We start from the raw sequence: 20,416 nt of genomic DNA on the forward strand, positions 1-20,416 counted from the left end.
CCTACTAGAACCAGTTGATGGGGTTCCAGCGGTTGACGGGCGCGTCCAGGCCTTGTTTGTAGTACTTGCTGTCCGGGAAGTTCTTGTCGAGCACGCGCTTGGCGTCGTCGCGCAATTCCGGCAGGTTCAGCTTGTCGTAGCTGAGCATCATCAGATAGAGGGCCTTTTCCGCGATGGGCACGCCCGCGAAGTCGGTGACCACGGTCTGGGCGCGGTTGGCCGCCGCCACATAGGCGCCGCGTTCGTAGTAGTACTGGGCGATGTGGACTTCGTTTTCGGCGATGGTGTTGACCAGCCAGGCGACGCGCTTGCGGGCGTCGGGCGTGTAGCGGCTGTCGGGGTAGCGTTTGATCAGCTCGTTGAAGGCTTCGTAGGATTCGCGCAGGCCCTTGGGATCGCGTTCGCTGGGGTCCTGGCGCGTGAAGTTGGACAGGATGGCGCTGGGCGGCGTGAAAGTGATCATGCCTTTCAAGTACAGCATGTAGTCCGTGCCGGGATGGTTCGGGTATTGCTGCATGAAACGGTCGATCGCGGCACGGGCCTGTTCGGGTTCCTCGTCTTTCCAGTTGACGTAGGCCTGGTCGATCAGGGACTGCTGCGCGTAGATGCCGAAGGGGTAGCGGGCTTCCAGGGCTTCGAGGTTCTTGCGGGCATCGGACCAGTTGCCCGAGCTGATGTCCGACCGGGCCTGGCTGTAGAGACGCTCCGCGCTCCAGCCGGCGGTCGGATCGATATTGCCCTTGGTCGAGCTGCAGCCCGCCGCAAGGGCCATGCACAGGCAAGCCAGGATCAGCCGGATACGGGTTGGCAGGGCTTTCGGTAAAACGAGGGCATGCGCGGCCACGGAGCGTCCTTGGTCAAGGTGTTAGCATTGTCGGCAGATTATATGATTTGTCGCCATGCCGTACACGGATATCGCCACTGAAGACACCGGCCCCGACGCGCCCGACGTGTTCCGCCTGCCGCCCGACGTCCTCCCGGACCGGCTGGACAAGACGCTCGCCCGCCTGATGCCGCGGCATTCGCGCAGCCGTCTGCAGTCATGGATCGAGGACGGTCACGTCGAGGTCGATGGCGCCGTGGGCAGGGTGCGCACCCGGGTGGGGCCCGGCGCCCTCATCCGTGTCTGGCCCCAGCAGGCGCCCGAGGATCTGGCCTTCGTCCCGGAGGACGTCGATTTCCGTGTGGTGGCCGACTCGCCGGAATGGATCGTGGTGGACAAGCCTGCCGGCCTGGTGACGCATCCGGGTGCGGGCAACTGGCACGGCACGCTGCTCAACGGCCTGCTGTTCCGCTATCCGGAACTGGCCCGCGTCGCCCGGGCCGGCATCGTCCACCGGCTGGACAAGGACACCTCGGGGCTGCTGGTCGTGGCCCGCACGGAAACCGCCCAGACGCAACTGGTGCGCCAGCTCCAGGCGCGCACGGTCCGGCGTGAATACTGCGCGCTGGTTCACGGCGCACTGTCGGGGCGGGGCACGGTGGATGCGCCGATCGGCCGCGACGCCCGGGTGCCGGTCCGCATGAGCTCGGACCGCCCGGTAGCGCCCAAACCCGCGGTGACGCATTATGAATCCCTGGGCATCGGGCGCAGCGGCGACGCCGTCGTTTCCCGGGTGCTGTGCCGCCTGGAAACCGGCCGCACACACCAGATCCGTGTGCATATGGCCCGTTTGCGGCACCCCTTGCTGGGCGACACGCTTTACGGGGGACGGCACGAGGCCGGCGCCGGGCGCCAGATGCTGCATGCGCGCGCCCTGGGTTTCGACGACCCGGCCAGCGGTCGGCCCTGCGCCTTCACGGCGGAACCTCCGGACGATTTTCGCCGCGTACTCGACGGTATTCATTGGGAAGACGATGGCGACGACGGTGCTTGAGCCGGCCCCCGGTCTGCGGGGGGTGACAGGGTCGCCCTGGGCCGGCGTGCGCTATTTCTCGACCTGGCGCGTCGGCGGCGTCAGCCGGGCGCCGCGCGACAGCCTGAACCTGGGCGGACACGTCGGGGATGATCCGGCGGCCGTGCGGGAAAACCGGCTGCGGCTGCGGCGCGCCCTGCCGGCCGAGCCGCTCTGGCTCGAACAGGTGCATGGCACGGATGTATTCGAGGCCGATGCCGTGCCCGGCGGATCCTGGCGGGATGCGGGTTCCGGGGCACGCATGAGCGCCCCCTGCGCGGACGCGGCCGTGACGACCTTGCGCGGCCGTCCCCTGGCGATCATGACCGCCGATTGCCTTCCGGTCGTGCTGGCCGACGAGGACGGCGCCGTGCTGGGCGTCGCTCATGCGGGCTGGCGCGGGCTGGCGGCCGGCGTGCTGGAAAACACGCTGGGCGCCATGCGCCGCCGTGCGCCGTCCGCTCGCGGCTGGCGTGCCTGGATCGGCCCGGGCATCGGACCCGGGGCCTTCCAGGTCGGGCCGGACGTGCGCGAGGCGTTCACTGGCCCTGGAGGCGATCCGGCCTGGGCCGCGTTCTTCTCGGCCGAGCCGGATGGCACGCACTGGCGCGCGGATCTGGCGGGCCTGGCGTGCGCCCGGCTGCAGCGTGCCGGTGTGGATCGGGTGGAGCCCTGCGGGGAATGCACCTGGACACGGGCGGACCGGTACTTTTCCCATCGACGCGATCCAGGATCCGGACGGCAGGCGACCCTGGCGTGGCTGACACCTCGCCCAGGCTAGCGACTTACCCGAATTGACGCGTTTTGGCAGAATGACAGAATAGACAAACAAAAAGGTTCCGGGTTGTTTCGGGATCTGGCGGTACAAGGGATCGTGGAATGGCTGATCGGAATTCTTCACAAAAGCGGACGCCGCCCAGGGTCGCCCCTGCCCAATTGGCATCCATCCAGTCAGATTTCACCCAGGCCTGGCAGTCGCTGCTCGACACGTTCCGCCAGGGCGCGCTGACGCCACCCGCGGACCGGCGTTTCTCGTCCGAGGCCTGGGCCGGCAACCCACACGCGCTGTTCTCGGCGCATGCCTACCTCCTCATGGCCGACGCCTTGCAGCGCCTGGCCCAGGCCGCCGACCTCGAGACCGGCGCGCGCGAACGCCTGAAATTCTCGATCATGCAGTGGGTCGAGGCCGCCGCGCCGAGCAATTTCCTCGCGTCCAATCCCGATGCCCTCAAGGCCATGGCCGACAGTGGAGGCGAATCCCTGCAGCGGGGCTTGGCGAACCTGATGCGCGACCTGACGCGGGGCCGCATCACACAGACCGACGAGTCCGCGTTCGCGCCCGGCGAAAACCTGGCCATGACGCCGGGGGCGGTGATCTACGAAAACGCCCTGATGCAGGTCATCCAGTACCGGCCGCAGACGGCGAAGGTCCGCCGGCTCCCTCTGCTGATGGTGCCGCCTTGCATCAACAAGTACTACATCCTGGACCTGCAGCCGGCCAATTCCCTGGTGCTGCACGCCGTGCGAGCCGGCTTCGAAGTCTTCATGGTGTCCTGGCGCAATCCGTTGCCAGGTGACGAAGACGGCATCCAGCACAAGACCTGGGACGACTACGTCGAGGACGGCGTGCTGCAGGCCATCCGGGTCGTGCGGGATGTGACCCGCCAGCCGCGAATCAATGCCCTGGGCTTCTGCGTGGGGGGCACGTTGCTCTCCAGTGCCCTGGCCGTGGCGCGCGCCCGGGGCGAGGACCCGGTGGCCGCGCTGACGCTGTTGACCACTTTCCTGGATTTTCGCGAGACCGGCATCCTCAACGTCTTCGTCGACGAGCAGCATGCCCGTGCGCGGGAACAGCAACTGGGCGCGGGCGGCCTGATGACGGCGGGTGAACTGTCGACCACCTTCTCGTTCCTGCGGCCTTCGGAGCTCGTCTGGAACTACGTCGGCTCCAATTATCTGATGGGCGAATCGCCGCGGGCCTTCGACCTGCTGGCGTGGAACGCCGACGGCACCAATCTGCCGGGGCCGTTCTTCACCTGGTATTTCCGCAACACCTATCTGGAAAACCGCCTGGAAACCGGCCGGTTGCGTATTGGCGGCACGGTCGTCGACCTGCGCGCCCTGGACATGCCGGCCTACCTGTATGCTTCTCGCGAGGACCACATCGTGCCCTGGACCTCGGCCTACGCCTCGACGCGGCTGCTGCGCGGCCCGCTGCGTTTCGTGCTGGGCGAGTCCGGCCATATCGCGGGGGTCGTCAATCCTCCGGAACGGGGCCGTCGGGGCTATTGGTCCGGGGGGCGGGACGCCGGCCTGCCGGCAGACCCCCAGGCCTGGCTGGACCAGGCGGATCATGCCAAGGGCAGCTGGTGGCCCGACTGGCTGGACTGGCTGGCCGGGCATTCAGGGGATTGGCGGCCGGCCCGCCGCTCCCTCGGCAATCGAAAATATCCTGCCATAGAGCCCGCACCCGGGCGCTATGTCAAAGTCAAAGCAGTCTGAAAAGGAGAACACCATGAGCGGCAAACTGGCTTACGTGACGGGGGGCATGGGCGGCATCGGCACATCGATCTGCCAGCGTCTCGCAAAAGAAGGCTTCACGGTGGTGGCCGGTTGCGGTCCCAGCCGGGACTATGCCAAATGGCTGGACGAGCAGGCCGCGCTGGGCTACCGGTTCAGCGCCTCGGTCGGCAACGTGTCCGACTGGGATTCCACGGTCGAGGCCTTCGTCAAGGTCAAGGAGCAGTTCGGGCCGGTCGATGTGCTGGTGAACAACGCGGGCATCACCCGCGATGGCGTCTTCCGCAAGATGACCCAGGAGGACTGGCGCGCCGTCATCGACACCAACCTCAACAGCCTGTTCAATGTGACCAAGCAGGTCATCGACGACATGGTGGACCGGCAATGGGGCCGGATCATCAACATCAGTTCGGTCAACGGCCAGAAAGGCCAGTTCGGTCAGACTAACTATTCGACGGCCAAGGCCGGCATCCATGGCTTCACCATGGCCCTGGCCCAGGAAGTCGCCAGCAAGGGCGTCACCGTGAACACGATCTCGCCGGGCTATATCGGCACCGACATGGTGCGCGCCATCAGGCCCGACGTGCTGGAAAAGATCGTCGCCACCATCCCGGTCAAGCGCCTGGGCACGCCCGAGGAAATCGGCTCCATCGTCGCCTGGCTCGCATCCGACGATTCTGGCTTTGCCACCGGGGCGGATTTTTCGCTGAACGGCGGCCTGCACATGGGTTGATCATGGCTCGGAACACCCAAACCCCCCAAACGGAACGGCTGATCAAGAAATATCCCAACCGCCGCCTTTACGACACCCAGTCCAGCGCCTACATCACGCTGGCCGACATCAAGCAGCTCGTCCTGGACAACGAAGTGTTCAGGGTCGTCGATGCCAAGACCGGCGACGACCTGACCCGCAGCATCCTGCTCCAGATCATCCTCGAAGAGGAATCCGGCGGCGTGCCCATGTTTTCGGCCGAGGCGCTGGCGCAGATCATCCGGTTCTACGGCCATGCCATGCAGGGCGTGATGGGCACGTTTCTGGAAAAGAACATCCAGGTGCTGATGGACATCCAGGACCGCATGGCCGAACAATCCCAGGGGCTGTACCAGCAGCATTTCGGCCCCGAGGCCTGGGCCCAGTTGATGAACATGCAGACTCCGGCCCTGCAGAACATGATGAACAACTACATCGAGCAAAGCCGCGGCCTGTTCGTGCAGATGCAGGATCAGATGCAGGATCAGACGCGCTCCATGTTCTCGGCCTTTCCTTTCCCCGGGCAACCGCCCGAGGGCGGGAAAAAGAAAAAATGACCGCGAGCCGGGCGAGGTGCCCGGCCCCGCGCCGTTTCGACCCGGTTTCGCCCCCTGGTGGTTTTCCGGCGCGGTTTCTGGTGCTATAGTAACGAGAATCATTCTTCTTACTAGCACGGAGATCGTTCATGGTGAACAAGTTGTTCGTCGCACTGGCCGGCATCGGTCTGGCTTCTTCCGCCTTGGCGGCCGAATACCCCATCGGCGAGCCCAGCGAGCGCAACGGGCTGGAAGTGGCGGCGGTCTATCTGCAGCCGGTCGAAATGGAACCGGAGGGCATGATGCTCGCCGCGAAGGATTCCGACATTCACCTGGAAGCCGACATCCACGCCACGGCCGACAACAAGAACGGCTTGCCAGAAGGCGCCTGGGCGCCGTACCTGAACATCCAGTACGTGCTGCAGAAGCAGGGCAGCGACAAGATCCTGAAGGGCGACCTGATGCCGATGGTGGCCAACGACGGCCCGCACTATGGCGACAACGTCAAGCTCGAAGGACCGGGCAAATACACCCTCACCTTTGTCATCGGCTCGCCCGAAACTGCGCACAACAACCATTTCGGCCGCCATATCGACAAGGAAACCGGCGTTGCGCCGTGGTTCAAGACCTTCGAGGTCAAGTACGAGTTCGTCTATGCCGGCACGGGCAAGAAGGGCGGCTACTGACATGCGCGCCTGGATCGCGTTCGCGGCCCTGGTGTGGGCGGGCTGGCTGGCTCCGATGTCGGTGGCCGGCGCCGCCGACATGCCGGTCCATACTTTGACTTTCAAGGCCGACGGCACCTTCGAGCCGGCCCACCTGGAAGTGCAGGCTGGCCGTTTCAAGATCGTCCTCGTCAACGAAAGCACCGAAGCGGTCGAGTTCGAGAGCCTGCCGCTGCGCAAGGAAAAAGTCCTGGGGCCGGGGGTCACCTCGTTCGTGGTGCTGTCCCTGTCGCGGCCGGGCGAATACCCTTTTTTCGATGACTTTCATCCCCAGGTGAAGGGCACCCTGGTGGTGCTTCCCAAGCCCTGACATCCGCATCCCATCATGGAACAAGTCGCCTTCATCGTCTGGCGTGAAAGTGTCGAGGCTCTTTTGGTCGTCGGCATCCTTTATTCCTGGCTACGCGCCTCGCCGGAAGGCCGGCGCGGATTGCCCTGGCTGTGGGGGGGCGTCGGCGCCGGGCTGTTGCTGGCCGGCGCGCTGGCGCTGGTGCTGCTGGGGATTTCTTCCTGGCTGTCGGACCAGGGCCAGGAGTGGTTCCAGGCCTTGATGGCGCTGGCGGCCTGCGGACTGGTGGTTCAGATGGTCGTCTGGATGCGCGCTCACGGTCGCGGCCTGAAGCGCGAGCTGGAATCAGGCGCATCCGAGCGGGTCGGCGACGATCACTGGTGGGGCCTGCTCGCGCTGGTCATGATCGCCGTTGCGCGCGAAGGCAGCGAGACCGTGGTTTTCCTGTACGGCACTGTCCTGTCCTCGCAGGCGTCCGGAGATGTCGGCGCCATGGCGCTGGCGGGCGCGGGCGGATTTTCCGCCGCGCTGCTGACTTTCTGGCTGCTGCAGTTGGGCGGTCGGATCATTACCTGGCGGCGTTTTTTCAAGCTGACGGAAATCCTGCTGCTGCTGCTGGCCGGCGCATTGCTGGTGTCGGCCACTGACCGGCTGATTTCCCTGGACGTGTTGCCGACGCTGATGGATCCGGTCTGGGATACCTCCTGGCTGCTGGGCACCGAAAGCGGACTGGGCAAGATCCTGGCGGATTTCGCCGGCTATCGCGCCTATCCCGCGCTGTCCCAATTGCTGATCTGGCTGGCGTACTGGTGCGTCGTGGCGTGGATGCTGCGTCGAGCCTCGCGCGCCGCCGTGCCGGCAGCCTCCGGCCGTGCCAAGGCGCCCGTGGCGGCATGACCTGCCGGCTCGGGGGGCGGCCCGGGGCCGCCATCTCTTCGGCCAAGGGCGCGAGGATATCCGTCCCATGGGCGGCGCACAGCGCCGCGAGACAGTCTCGTACCTCGGAGGGGGATGCGGTGGCGGTGCGCTCGCCGGCTCGATGGCTTGCATGAGGCAACCCCTGTTTGCCTGGAAGGGGGGATGTGTGGAGAATACCGCCTTGGCCTCAAGACATGAAATGGCATAGCCGCATGATTTCGTCGCATTCGTTCCGTTCCAGTGTCGCGCGCGCAGGAGATTTCCTGCGCGATCATCAGCGCGCGATCCGGCGGATGCAATGGGTCATCGTCTTCGTCTACATCGCTTTGCTGGCGATTCCTGCGGTCATGCCCTTGCCGGATCGCACCGCGTCCGTCTTCAACAATCTCACCATCCTGGCCCAGTTCGCCTTCTGGGGGATCTGGTGGCCGTTCGTGCTGGTGTCCATTCCCCTTTTCGGGCGTGCCTGGTGCGGCCTGTTCTGTCCCGAAGGCGCCCTGACCGAATGGGCCAGCAGGCACGGGCGCGGCCGGGCCATCCCGCGCTGGATGCGCTGGGGCGGCTGGCCTTTCGTGGCCTTCAGCCTGACCACGGTCTACGGTCAGTTGGTCAGCGTCTATCAATACCCCTGGGCGGTCGCCGCGGTGCTGGGCGGTTCGACCGTTGCCGCCATGATCGTCGGCTGGCTTTACGGGCGCGACAAGCGCGTCTGGTGCAAGTATCTGTGTCCTGTCAACGGGGTGTTCAACCTGCTGGCCAAGCTCGCCCCCTGGCATTACCGCGTGGACGCCGCCGCCTGGCGCGCGCCCGCCAGGCGGACCGAATCCATCAACTGTGCGCCCTTGCTGCCCCTGCGCAACATGCAGGGCGCGGCCGAATGCCACATGTGCGGGCGCTGCAGCGATTACCGTGGCGCCATCACCCTGTCGCCCCGCTCGCCCGAGGCCGAGGTCGTCCACGTGGCGCAGGGCGACGGCTGGCAGACGGCGCTGATCGTCTTCGGCCTGATGGGATTGGCCGTGGGCGCCTTCCTGTGGAGCGCCAGCCCCTGGTTCGTGTCAATCAAGCAGGCCGCCGCGACCTGGCTGGTGACGCGGGATATCTATTGGCCGCTGGCGGACAACGCCCCCTGGTTCATCCTGACCCATTACCCGGACGTCAACGACAGCTTCAGCTGGCTGGACGGCGCCGTCATCCTGCTCTTCATCGGCGGCGCGGCCATCATCGTGGGCGGCGCCGCGTTCTGTGGGCTGTGGCTGGCGGATCGCCTGCTGCCGGTCGCGGATGCGCCGGGGGTGCGGGACGCCACCGGCCGGCTGTTGCGCGGCCGCCTGGCGGGCGTGCACAAGCTTGCCCAGGGCCTGATTCCGGCGGCGGGCGCGGGCGTTTTTCTGGGGCTGTCGGCCACGACACTGACTTTGCTGCAGCACGAGGGCGTGCCCATCGGCTGGGCGAACGCGGTGCGTTTCACGCTGCTGGCGCTGGCGCTGGCCTGGAGTCTGCGCTTCGAATGGCGGCTCGCGGGCTTGCGCACGCCGCAGCCACTGCGCAAGCTGGGCGCCGTGATGCTGGTGGCGGCGGGCCTGCTGCCGTTTTGCTGGGCCTGGGTGCTGTTCTTCGTGCGCTGGTGACCGGGGGCGCGTGCGAGCCCACGCGGCCGGCCAGCCGATGCGGACGCGCGATTCGATGCCGTGGCCGCCGACGTTCGCAACAATTCACAACAGCCATCGAAAAAACGCTATTCTTATTCCGGGACTCTCGCCGCCCGGCGGAGCGCGCATGCAACCAGTCCGCGTCTTTGCCTGTCTTTTCAATCGAGGAGTCTCATGGCGGGGTTTTCCGCAAGACGAACGTTCAGCCTCTGGTTTCCAGGCCTCGTGGTGGCCCTATTCGGGCTCGGCCTGACTTACGGTCTGGCGCGGCAACAGCAGGATGCCGGGCGGGCGATCGCCCAGTTGCGGTTTTCCGAGGAAGTCCGTTCCTCCAGCGACGCGATCGCCCAGCGCATCGTGGCCTATTCGGAAGTCGTGGCCGGTCTGCGCGATCTGTTCATGGTGAATCCCGACCTGGACGACGCCCTGTTCGACCGCGTGGTGGCGCAGCACGATGTGCGCCAGAACTATCCCGAGCTGGTCAATCTGTCCTTCGTGCGCCAGGTGTTCGCCGACGAGCTGTCCGCATATGAGTCGCGGCTGCGTGCACGCATGCGCGTGACGGGCGCCGCAGCGTCCGTCATCCATCCGCGTGTCGAGCGTCCCGATCACTATATCGTCGAGTATCTCTGGCCCAGGGATGGCAACGAGGGCGTCTGGGGGCTTGACATCGCCTCGCAGCCCGCCAACCTGGCCTGCCTGCTGGTGGGGCGGGCGACGGGCCGTCCCGCGGCGTCGGCGCCTTTCTCCCTGCTTCAGTACAAGGAAGACGGCATCGCTTTCGTCCTGCGCTTTCCCGTGTTCCATCGGGGCGAGGACGACCGCTTCATCGGCGCCGTGGCCGCCGTGGTGCGGGTTGCCGATATGTTACAGGCCGTGCGTGCGTCCGGATTTCTGCGCGGCCTTTCGGTGCGGCTGCAGGACGTCGGTCCCGCCGGCGCGCCGGGCGTGCCGGCCACGCTGGGCGCCTCGATGCTGCCGCCGGACGACGCCATGTCCGGCGTGATGCTCGAGGAAACCCGGCTGCTGGATGTGGTGGGCCGGACCTGGCGCCTGGAATTCACGCCCAGCCGTGCGCTGTTGTCCTCCGCCGAACGGATGATGCCCTGGTGGATCGGTTTCTCGGGCGTGATCCTGACGCTGCTGCTGGTGACGTTGACCTGCCTGCTGACACGTCAGCGTTCCCGTGCCTACACGGAAGTCGCCTCCACGCACGAGGCCCTGCGGCGCAGCGAGGAGCGTTTCCGCGCCGTCTTCAACCAGGCGGCGGTCGGTGTGTCCCTGACCGACGTCAAAACCGGCGCCCTGGTCCGTGTCAATCAGAAATATTGCGACATCCTCGGCTATACGCGCGAAGAACTGCTGAGGCTCGACTTTCAGCAACTGACCCATCCCGACGATCTGGAGCTGGATCTTGAGCAGATGCGGCGCGTCCAGGCCGGTGAAATCCGTGAATTCCGGCTCGAAAAACGCGTTGTGCGCAAGAGCGGTGAGCCGATCTGGGTGGATCTGACCGTTTCACCCATCTGGCAACCGGGCGAAGCGCCCGACTATCACATCGCCGTCATCCAGGATGTCGACGAACGGCACCAGATGCAGGATGCGATGCGGGACCGGGAACGGCACCTGCGCAGTATCCTCGATCACTTGCCAGTGGGTGTGTGCCTGGTGCGGCAAGATGAGCGCATCACGTTCCGCAACCAGCATTTCGTGCAGATTTTCGGCTATACCGAGCGGGACGTGCCCGACGTGCGGACCTGGTGGGCGAAAATCTGCCCCGATCCCGAAATCCGCGAACGGGCGACGAGGCATTGGGCGCAGCGATGCGACGCGGCCCGCCAGTCGGGCGAGGGCGTCATCGCGGCGGGCGAATACCGGATCCTGTGCAGCGACGGCGTCCACCGGACGGTCGAGGTCGCCGGCATCCTGTTGGGCGAAGACTATCTCCTGACTCTGGAAGACCTCACGTCGCGCCGGGCGGCCGAGGAGGAGATCAATTACCTGGCCTTCTACGATTCCCTGACCGGGCTGCCCAACCGCCGTTTGCTGCTGGATCGTTTGCAGCAGACCATGGCGGCCACGTCGCGCCATCAGCGCTCGGGCGCGCTGCTGATGCTGGATCTGGACCATTTCAAGACCCTGAATGAAACCCGGGGCCATGACAGTGGAGACCTGGTGTTGCGCCAGGTGGCCGAACGCCTGAGGGCCTGTCTGGCTGATTCGCAGACCGTGGCCCGGCACGGGGACGATGAGTTCGTTGTCGTCCTGGATGATCTGGGCGCATCCCCCGAGGAGGCCGCCGCGCAGGCCGAGGAGATCGGCCAGCGCATTCTGACGCTGCTGAGCGAGCCCTACCAGTTGGGGACGGAACACTATCATGCGACGGTCAGCATGGGAGCGGCGGTGTTCCATGGGCTGGAACAGGGGGTGGACGAGCACCTCAAGCGGGCCGATCTGGCCATGTATCAGGCCAAGGCGGCGGGTCGCAACACGCTGCGCTTCTACGATCCGCTGATGCAGGCCGCAGTGCATCGGCGCGCCACGCTGGAACTGGACATGCGCATCGGCCTGGAGCGGGGGCAGTTCGAGCTCTTCTACCAGCCACAGATGGACCGGGACCGCGTCATCGGCTGCGAAGCGTTGCTGCGCTGGCATCACCCCCGGGACGGATTCGTTTCGCCCGCCGCCTTCATCCCGCTGGCCGAGGAGACCGGCCTGATCCTGCCGCTGGGCGAGTGGGTCCTGAGGGCCGCGTGCGAACAGTTGGCCCGATGGGCGCAGGATCCCGCGTTCGCGCATCTGAGTCTGGCCGTGAACGTCAGTCCGCGCCAGTTCCACCAGTCCGGCTTCGTCGATCAGGCCCTGGCGGCCCTGGCGGGTGCCGGTGCGGACGCCAGCCGGCTCGAACTCGAGCTGACCGAAGGCTTGTTGCTGCAAGACGTCGAGGACACGATCCGCAAGATGGTGCGGCTCAAGGGTTACGGCGTGGGTTTTTCCCTGGATGATTTCGGTACCGGTTATTCGTCGCTCGCCTACCTGAAGCGCCTGCCGCTGGACCAGTTGAAGATCGATCAGAGCTTTGTGCGCGATGTGCTGACCGATCCCAACGACGCGGCGATCGCGCGTACCATCGTCGCTCTTGGGATCAGCCTGGGCCTGCGCGTCATCGCCGAGGGGGTGGAAACCGAGGCGCAGCGCGTCTTCCTGGAACGACACCACTGCCATGCGTGGCAAGGCTACCTGCTGAGCCGGCCATTGCCTGCGGCCGAATTCGAGGCGCTGGTGCGGGAAAGGGCGGCGCAGGCGGGTGGCGCAGGCGTCCGGACCTAGCGTTCCGGTCCGCTTTCAGACGGTGCGCAAGCCAGCGCGCGCACAAATGAAAACAGGCCGGATTCCATGAGAATCCGGCCTGCGTTCTAGAACTGGTTGCGGGGACAGGATTTGAACCTGTGACCTTCGGGTTATGAGCCCGACGAGCTGCCAGACTGCTCCACCCCGCGTCTGGAGAACAGAACTATAGCAAGTCTGCGAAAATAATGCAAGCAATCGATCGGAGTTCAAGCTAAAATGACGGAAACGGAAATCCTGCGCGTATTGGAAACGGCCTTGTTGTGCGCCGATGCGCCTCTCGCGGTCACCGATCTGCGCAGCCTCTTCGAAGACACGATTTCCGGGGACGACGTCCGCCGTCATCTGGCCGCCTTGCAGCTCGACTGGCAGGAACGGGGGCTCGAACTGGTGCAGCTCGCCAGTGGCTGGCGCTTCCAGAGCCGTCCCGACATGCAGCGTTACCTGGGGCGCCTGAACCCCGAAAAACCGCCTCGCTATTCTCGCGCCGTGCTTGAAACGCTTGCCATCATCGCGTGGCGGCAGCCCGTGACGCGCGGGGACATCGAGGACATCCGCGGCGTCACGGTCTCGGCACAGATCATCCGCACCCTGGAGGACAGGGGCTGGATCGAAACCCTGGGCTATCGCGACGCGCCGGGGCGCCCGGCCCTGCTGGGGACGACGCGCCGATTTCTCGAAGACCTCGGTCTGCGGGCGCTGGACGAACTGCCGGCGCTCGACGCGGAAGACTCTGCGGAAGCGCTGGGCGTCCTGGCGTTCGACGCGGCGGATGGGCCCGGTCCCGCCGCGCCGGAGGCCGGCGCGGACGATTCCCGGGCACCGGAGCCGCGCCTCCCGGAAGAATGAAGAACGGAATTTTGTGTAGGAGTCACCGAACCCCATGACAGCAGAAACAGAGACGATGCCGCGCGCCGAAACGGCCGCGCCCGAAACACCGGCCGCCGAGCACAGGCAGGAAAACGGCAAGCCGCGCGGACGCAAACTGCGCACGCCGTTCCGCCGCCGCCGTGGGGATGCGCAGCAAACCGGTGTCCTGGGCGCCGAGGACCGGGAAACCGAATCCGGCGAGGCCATCGATGCGGGCACGGCGGAAGAGGCCGATCGCGCCCTGACGTATCTGAACGATGCGCACCCGACCGCCAAGCGCCTGGATCGCTATCTGAACAGCGATGTGCTGATGCCCAAGCTGCACAAGGTGCTGGCCGAGGCGGGGGTGGGCTCCCGGCGCGAAATGGAAGAATTGATCATCGCCGGCCGCGTCTCGGTCAACGGCGAGCCCGCGCACGTGGGCCAGCGCATCGGTCCCGATGACAAGGTCCGCGTCAATGGCCGGCTGGTGACACGCCCCAAGGCGGGCAAACTGCCTCGCGTCATCCTCTATCACAAGCCGGCAGGCGAAATCGTCAGTCACGACGACCCCGAGGGTCGGGCTTCCGTGTTCGCCCGCCTGCCGCGCATCCGGACCGGCAAATGGCTGTCCGTGGGCCGTCTGGATCTGAACACGGAGGGCCTGTTGATTCTGACGACCTCGGGCGAGCTGGCCAACCGGCTGTCGCACCCGCGCTACGGGTCGGAGCGCGAATACGCGGTCCGTGTCCTGGGCGAACTGGGCGAACAGGAACAGGCCCGTCTCACCAGTGGCATCGAACTGGAGGATGGGCCGGCGCAATTCAATTCCCTGGATTACATCGGCGGCGAGGGCAGCAATCGCTGGTACCGCGTGACGCTGAGCGAAGGTCGCAACCGAGAGGTGCGGCGTATGTTCCAGGCGGCGGGGGTGACGGTCAGCCGCCTGATCCGCACGCGTTTCGGCGATGTGATGCTGCCCACCAATCTGCGCCGGGGGCGCTGGGACGAACTGGATTCCGGCCTGGTCGGAGCGCTGATGGTTCAACTGGGCCTGTTGCGTGACGGAGACGAGGACGACAGTCAGTCCGAGCGCCAGCCGTTGTCGCATGCCAGCGCCCTGCCGCCGGGTTTTGGCACGCCGGGCCAGAACGGCCAGAATGGTGCGCGTCTGAACCGCAGGGGCAGGGTGTCGGGCGGCCGCAAGGGGGGCATCGATCCGTTCACGACCGGACTGCTCATCAGCGGCGGGCTGGCCAACGGCCATCCGGATGGCGGCAGGTCCGACGGCGGCAAGCCCCGCCAGTCCGCCAAACAGGGTCGCAAGCCGGCCAAACCCCAGGCTCATGGCCATGCCCCTCGGGTGGCCGAGGTCCAGGACGGCCACACCGAAGGCCGGTCCGCGCCGGGCCGGCCGGCCAGGCCGGGCAAGCCGGGCAAGCAGGGCAAGGCCGCCGGCAAGCCAGCGGGGAAATCCGCCGGCAAGCCACCCCGTTCAGGCAAGCAGGGATCCGGCAGGCAGGGATCCGGCAAGCCCGGCAAAGCCACCCAGGTCGGGGCGGGGCAGCCCCAGGTCGAAGGTGCCGCCGCTTCGGCGCGCCCGCCCAAGGCCGCCCAGAAGTCCGGCCGCAAGCCGGGCAACAAGGCGCCTCGCAAGCAGGCGGGTGGCGGGGGCGAGAGCCAGCCGCGCGGCGCCCATGCGCACGAATCCCGCCTGGGTTTTCTAGGGCGGAACCGCTGACCGTCTCCAAACCTCGGCCGTGTGCCGGGGTTTGGTGGAAAAAGGTCTTTAGGTCAAGAAACGCTGTTATAATGTAAGGCTTTACAGCACCTTTGTGCTGTGTCCACCGGGGGTTGGCCGTTCGCATCGCGCATCTGCATGCGGGCTCCGGCGCCGCGCATGCCGATCCGGCGTGCCCGTGCCGGGACAGGCTGGGCGTCGGCGGTTCCTGAACAGGCTTCGGGTATCCCGGGGCGAACAAAGGGCTGCGGGACAGCCCCTTTTTTTTGGATTTTATGGCGGATATCTTGACGGTCGCCCAGCAGGCCCTGCTGGGTTTCGATGTGGAGTTGGTCGATGTGGAACGCGCGCCCCTGGGGCTTTTGCGTGTAGTGATCGATCGTCCCGAAGGGGTGCGCATCGAGGACTGCGAGCAGGTTTCCCGCCAATTGTCGCATGTGTTCGAAGTCGAAAACATCGACTACAAGCGCCTGGAGGTCAGCTCCCCCGGCGTCGATCGGCCCCTGCGCCGTCCGGCGGACTTCGTCCGCTTTGCCGGTGAACGCATCGAACTGCGCCTGCACGAACCGGTCGAATCCCGCAAGACCTTCACCGGCATCCTGCAGGTCAGCGGGGATGAACCGCCCGTGTTCAGCCTGGACTGGGAAGACCAGGCCGGCGAGTCACGGACGCTGCCGTTTTCTTTTGACGATGTGGACCGGGCCCGGTTGGACCCCGTCCTCGATTTCAAGGGTAAGAAGCGATGAGTCGCGAAATTCTGCTGTTGGTCGACGCCCTGGCGCGTGAAAAAAACGTCGAGCGCGATGTCGTGTTCGGCGCTCTCGAAAACGCGCTGGCTTCGGCCATGAAAAAGCGGTTCAAGGAAGAAGTGGACATCCGCGTGGCCATCGACCGCCAGACCGGCGAGCACGAGGGCTTCCGTCGCTGGCTGGTCGTGCCCGACGAGGCCGGCCTGCAGGAACCCGACGCCCAGGAACTCTATACCGACGCCCAGGACATCGTGCCGGGCATCGAGATCGGTGAATACATCGAAGAACCCCTCGAACCCATCGAGTTCGGTCGCATCGGCGCGCAGGCCGCCAAGCAGGCGATCCTCCAGAGGATCCGCGACGCCGAACGCGAACAGGTGCTCAACGATTTCCTGGACCGGGGCGAGACCATCGTGTCCGGCACGGTCAAACGTCTGGACAAGGGCGACGCGATCATCGAGATCGGCAAGGTCGAGGCCCGTCTGCCGCGCACCGAGATGATTCCCAAGGAAAACATCCGCGCCGGCGACCGCGTGCGCGCCTACGTCCTCAAGGTCGACCACGCCGCGCGCGGCCAGCAGGTCATCCTGTCGCGCACTTCGCCTGATTTCATTCGCGAGCTGTTCGAGAACGAAGTGCCCGAGATCGAACAGGGTCTGCTCGAAATCAAGGCGGCGGCCCGCGACCCGGGTGTGCGTGCCAAGATCGCCGTGGTGGCGTACGATAAGCGAATTGATCCGATCGGTACCTGCGTCGGGATGCGCGGCTCGCGTGTCACGGCAGTGCGCAACGAACTGGGCGGCGAGCAGGTGGACATCGTCCTGTGGGCCGATGATCCGGCGGAATTCGTGATCGGCGCCCTGGCGCCGGCGCACGTCGAGTCCATCCTCGTGGACGAGGACAAGCACGCCATGGACGTGGTGGTCGACGAGGAAAACCTGCCCAAGGCCATCGGCGCGCGCGGGCAGAACGTCCGCCTGGCGTCCGAACTGACCGGCTGGCAAATCAACATCATGACGCCCGAGGAAAGCCAGAGCCGTCAGGATGCCGAGCGCGCCGCGTTGCGCCACACTTTCATCACGAAGCTGGATGTGGACGAGGAGGTCGCCGACATCCTGATCGACGAGGGTTTCACGGGTCTCGAGGAAATCGCCTACGTGCCCATGCAGGAACTGCTGGACATCGAGGCCTTCGATGAGGATACCGTCAATGAATTGCGCACCCGTGCGCGCAATGCCTTGCTGACCGAAGCCATCGCCCAGGAAGAACGCGTGCAGACCGCTCGCGATCTGCTGGAAATCCAGGGAATGGACCCGGCCCTGGTGGCGAAACTGGCCGAAAAAGGCATCACCACGCTGGACGATCTGGCCGAGCTGGCCGCCGACGAACTCGCCGAACTGACCGGGTTGCCCGAGGACGTCGCCAGCGACATGATCATGCAGGCGCGGGCCCACTGGTTCGAGGACGACGAAGCCTGACCGCTTCGTCGCATCGAACCGCACCGCCCTTCAACGTAGTCAAAGAGAGAGTCGAATGCCGAGTAACACCGTCGCCCAATTCGCCGAAGAACTGAACATGCCCGCCAACGTCCTGCTGGATCATTTCCGCTCGGCCGGCGTCGAGCTGGATTCGGTGAACGCCGACGTGACCGAAGCAGACAAGAGCGCCTTGCTCGAATCCCTGCGGCGTTCGCACGGCTCCGACATGGGCAAGAAGGTCGTGCTGACGCGCCGCAAGACGTCGGAAATCCACCAGGCCGACAGTTCCGGCCGCTCGCGCACGATCCAGGTCGAAGTCCGCAAGAAACGCGTGCTGGTCAAGCGCGACCGTTCCGAGCTGATCGAGGCCGCCCGCGCCGAGGCCGCCCAGGCCGCCGAGGCTGCTCCGGCCGCCGCGGAGCCGACCGCGCCCCAGCCCCAGCCCGAACCCGCTCAGGCGCCGGTGGCCACGGCCGAGGCGGCCGTCGAGTCCCGTCCCGCCGAGGCCGTGCGTGCTGACGCCGCCGCCCCCGAGACGGCGCCTGTCGCGCCCCCGGTTCAGGCGGTCGAGGCCCCTGTGGACGAGACCCCAGCGCAGCAAGAATCCGCCGAGGCCAACGCACCGGCCGAAACCAGTACCCTTCAGGACACCGTGAGCGAAACCCCTGTCGCCGAACCCGTGGCCGAAGCGCCTGCCGCGTCCGAGCCGGTTCAGGCCGCCGAACCCGCGCCGCGCGCCGAACCCGCGCCCGCCTCCTCCGCGCCTGTGTCCGCGCCTCAGGCCACACCGGGCAAGGCCCGTCGCGCGCCGGCCGATGCCGATCGCGAGCGCGCCCGCCGTGCCGCAGAGGCCGAAGCCGCCGCTTTGCGTGAAATGATGCGCCAGCCGCGCAAGGTGCTGCGCGCGCCCGAACCCGAGGAAACGCCCACCACCGGCACGCTGCACAAGCCCGCCGGCACCAAGGCGACCGTCAAGAAGGAATCCGAGGGCAAGAAGGTCATCAAGGCGGCCGACGTGTCTTCGAGCTGGTCCAACGACGGCCGCAAGAAGCCTTCCAAGGCCGAAACCCTGTCGCCCGGCGCCGGGCGCGACGCCTGGCGCGCGGGCGGCAAGGCCGGTGGTCGGGGCGGCAAGGCCTCGCGCGGCAAGGGCCGACGCCAGGCCGACCACCAGGAACCGATGCAGGCGGAATTCATCGCGCGTGAAATTCACGTGCCGGAAACGATTTCCGTCGCCGACCTGGCCCACAAGATGTCCGTGAAAGCGGCCGAGGTCATCAAGCACCTGATGAAGCTGGGCCAGATGGTCACCATCAACCAGATCCTGGATCAGGAAACGGCCATGATCGTGGTCGAGGAACTCGGCCATACCGCCATCGCCGCCAAGCTGGATGACCCCGAAGCCTTCCTGGCCGACACCGAGACGGCCGACGAGGCCGAAGCCTTGCCGCGCGCCCCGGTCGTCACGGTGATGGGCCACGTCGATCATGGCAAGACCTCCCTGCTGGACTACATCCGCCGCACCAAGGTCGCCACGGGCGAAGCCGGCGGCATCACCCAGCATATCGGCGCCTACAGCGTCAAGACCGATCGTGGCGTGGTGGCCTTCCTGGATACCCCGGGTCACGAGGCCTTCACGGCCATGCGCGCCCGCGGCGCCCAGGCCACCGACATCGTCATCCTGGTGGTGGCGGCCGACGACGGCGTCATGCCCCAGACCAAGGAAGCCATCCACCACGCCCGCGCGGCCAACGTGCCCCTGGTGGTGGCGATCAACAAGATCGACAAGCCGGAGGCCAATCCCGACCGGGTCAAGCAGGAACTCGTGGCCGAGGAAGTCGTGCCGGAAGAATACGGCGGCGACGTGCCCTTCATCCCCGTGTCGGCCAAGACCGGCCAGGGCATCGACGATCTGCTGGAGAACGTGCTCCTGCAGGCCGAGATCCTGGAACTCAAGGCGCCCGTCGACGCGCCGGCCAAGGGCATCGTCATCGAGGCCCGGCTGGACAAGGGCCGCGGCCCCGTGGCCACCATCCTGGTCCAGAGCGGCACCCTGCACCGCGGTGACGCCGTGCTGGCGGGTGTCGCCTATGGCCGGGTGCGCGCCATGTTGAACGACACCGGCAAGCCCACCGCCGAGGCGGGCCCCTCGACCCCGGTCGAGATCCAGGGTCTGGCCGAGGTTCCGGCAGCCGGCGACGAGGTCCTTGTCTTGAACGACGAGCGCAAGGCGCGCGAGATCGCCCTGTTCCGCCAGGGCAAGTTCCGCGACGTCAAGCTCGCCCGCCAGCAGGCGGCCAAACTGGAATCCATGTTCGACAACCTGGGCGAGGGCGTGCGTACGCTGCCGCTGATCGTCAAGACCGACGTCCAGGGTTCCCAGGAAGCCCTGGTGCAGTCGCTGCTCAAATTGTCCACCGACGAAGTCCGGGTGCAGGTCGTGCACGCGGCCGTGGGCGGCATCTCCGAAAGCGATGTCAACCTGGCGATCGCCTCGGGCGCCGTGGTGATCGGCTTCAACGTGCGGGCCGACGCTCAGGCCAAGAAACTGGCCGAGGGCAACGACGTCGACCTGCGCTACTACAACATCATCTACGACGCGATCGACGAGGTGCGCAATGCCATGTCGGGGATGCTGGCGCCGGAAAAACGCGAGGAAATCACCGGCCTGGTCGAGATCCGCGAGATCTTCACCGTGTCCAAGGTCGGCAACATCGCCGGCTGCATGGTCCTCGAGGGCCTGATCCGCCGCGATTCCCAGGTCCGCCTGCTGCGCAACAACGTGGTGCACTGGACCGGCTCCCTGGATTCGCTGCGGCGTTTCAAGGACGACGTCAAGGAAGTCAAATCCGGCTTCGATTGCGGGATCACGCTCAAGGGCAACAACGACATCCAGATCGGCGATCAACTCGAAGCCTTCGAAATCAAGGAAGTCGCCCGCACGCTCTGAGCGCGCGGCATGCAT

At 66.2% G+C, this 20,416-nt stretch carries 15 protein-coding genes, 1 tRNA gene and 1 pseudogene; 15 read left to right on the forward strand and 2 right to left on the reverse strand.

Going from position 1 to position 20,416, the window contains the following annotated elements; translation table 11 throughout:
- Positions 1–4: 4 nt before the first annotated feature.
- Complete coding sequence (locus O4H32_RS07840; RefSeq protein WP_269358034.1) at positions 5–772, reverse strand: outer membrane protein assembly factor BamD; 768 nt, start codon at positions 770–772, stop codon at positions 5–7.
- A 127-nt stretch (positions 773–899) separates the two neighbouring features.
- Between O4H32_RS07840 and O4H32_RS07845 the strand changes: the two genes are divergently transcribed.
- The 10 genes from O4H32_RS07845 to O4H32_RS07890 all read left to right on the forward strand — a co-directional run bounded on the left by O4H32_RS07845 (position 900) and on the right by O4H32_RS07890 (position 12,616).
- Positions 900–1,877 (forward strand): RluA family pseudouridine synthase, encoded by a 978-nt coding sequence (locus O4H32_RS07845; RefSeq protein ID WP_269358035.1) that lies wholly within the window; start codon positions 900–902, stop codon positions 1,875–1,877.
- Positions 1,858–2,676: a peptidoglycan editing factor PgeF gene (pgeF, locus tag O4H32_RS07850; protein ID WP_269358036.1), complete on the forward strand. Its 819-nt coding sequence runs from the start codon at positions 1,858–1,860 to the stop codon at positions 2,674–2,676. Before O4H32_RS07845 ends, pgeF begins: the two co-directional genes overlap by 20 nt.
- Positions 2,677–2,774: 98 nt before the next feature.
- The gene (phaC, locus tag O4H32_RS07855; RefSeq protein WP_269358037.1) at positions 2,775–4,397 is read left to right on the forward strand and encodes a class I poly(R)-hydroxyalkanoic acid synthase; all 1,623 of its coding nucleotides are present in this window, start codon (positions 2,775–2,777) and stop codon (positions 4,395–4,397) included.
- A 13-nt stretch (positions 4,398–4,410) separates the two neighbouring features.
- Complete coding sequence (locus O4H32_RS07860) at positions 4,411–5,148, forward strand: 3-ketoacyl-ACP reductase (protein WP_269358038.1); 738 nt, start codon at positions 4,411–4,413, stop codon at positions 5,146–5,148.
- Positions 5,149–5,150: 2 nt separating this feature from the next.
- Entirely contained in the window at positions 5,151–5,723 is a 573-nt protein-coding gene (gene phaR / locus O4H32_RS07865) for a polyhydroxyalkanoate synthesis repressor PhaR (protein WP_269358039.1), read from the forward strand.
- Between the two features lie 128 nt (positions 5,724–5,851).
- The gene (locus tag O4H32_RS07870; RefSeq protein ID WP_269358040.1) at positions 5,852–6,388 is read left to right on the forward strand and encodes an iron transporter; all 537 of its coding nucleotides are present in this window, start codon (positions 5,852–5,854) and stop codon (positions 6,386–6,388) included.
- Position 6,389: 1 nt separating this feature from the next.
- Complete coding sequence (locus O4H32_RS07875) at positions 6,390–6,737, forward strand: cupredoxin domain-containing protein (RefSeq protein ID WP_269358041.1); 348 nt, start codon at positions 6,390–6,392, stop codon at positions 6,735–6,737.
- 15 nt (positions 6,738–6,752) lie between these two features.
- Positions 6,753–7,613, forward strand: a complete 861-nt coding sequence (locus O4H32_RS07880; RefSeq protein ID WP_269358042.1) for an FTR1 family iron permease — start codon at positions 6,753–6,755, stop codon at positions 7,611–7,613.
- 215 nt (positions 7,614–7,828) lie between these two features.
- Positions 7,829–9,265 (forward strand): 4Fe-4S binding protein, encoded by a 1,437-nt coding sequence (locus O4H32_RS07885; RefSeq protein WP_407932632.1) that lies wholly within the window; start codon positions 7,829–7,831, stop codon positions 9,263–9,265.
- Positions 9,266–9,511: 246 nt separating this feature from the next.
- The gene (locus O4H32_RS07890) at positions 9,512–12,616 is read left to right on the forward strand and encodes a bifunctional diguanylate cyclase/phosphodiesterase (RefSeq protein ID WP_331284283.1); all 3,105 of its coding nucleotides are present in this window, start codon (positions 9,512–9,514) and stop codon (positions 12,614–12,616) included.
- A 93-nt stretch (positions 12,617–12,709) separates the two neighbouring features.
- On the opposite strand, the gene O4H32_RS07895 is transcribed toward O4H32_RS07890, so the two are convergent.
- Positions 12,710–12,786: transfer RNA gene (locus tag O4H32_RS07895), tRNA-Met, on the reverse strand.
- 67 nt (positions 12,787–12,853) lie between these two features.
- Between O4H32_RS07895 and scpB the strand changes: the two are divergent.
- The 5 genes and pseudogenes from scpB to infB form a co-directional block, all read left to right on the forward strand.
- A pseudogene (scpB, locus tag O4H32_RS07900) lies at positions 12,854–13,450 on the forward strand (SMC-Scp complex subunit ScpB); the annotation flags it as partial.
- 67 nt (positions 13,451–13,517) lie between these two features.
- Entirely contained in the window at positions 13,518–15,224 is a 1,707-nt protein-coding gene (locus O4H32_RS07905) for a pseudouridine synthase (RefSeq protein WP_269358044.1), read from the forward strand.
- A 275-nt stretch (positions 15,225–15,499) separates the two neighbouring features.
- Complete coding sequence (gene rimP / locus O4H32_RS07910; RefSeq protein ID WP_269358045.1) at positions 15,500–15,970, forward strand: ribosome maturation factor RimP; 471 nt, start codon at positions 15,500–15,502, stop codon at positions 15,968–15,970.
- Positions 15,967–17,451, forward strand: coding sequence for a transcription termination factor NusA (nusA, locus tag O4H32_RS07915; protein WP_269358046.1), 1,485 nt, complete (start codon positions 15,967–15,969; stop codon positions 17,449–17,451). The genes rimP and nusA overlap by 4 nt, the downstream gene beginning before the upstream one ends.
- A 55-nt stretch (positions 17,452–17,506) precedes the next feature.
- Positions 17,507–20,401, forward strand: a complete 2,895-nt coding sequence (gene infB, locus O4H32_RS07920) for a translation initiation factor IF-2 (RefSeq protein WP_269358047.1) — start codon at positions 17,507–17,509, stop codon at positions 20,399–20,401.
- Positions 20,402–20,416 lie beyond the last annotated feature (15 nt).

Origin of the sequence: Castellaniella denitrificans, from assembly GCF_027214045.1 — a bacterium.
In the GTDB taxonomy this organism is placed as follows: domain Bacteria; phylum Pseudomonadota; class Gammaproteobacteria; order Burkholderiales; family Burkholderiaceae_B; genus Castellaniella; species Castellaniella denitrificans_A.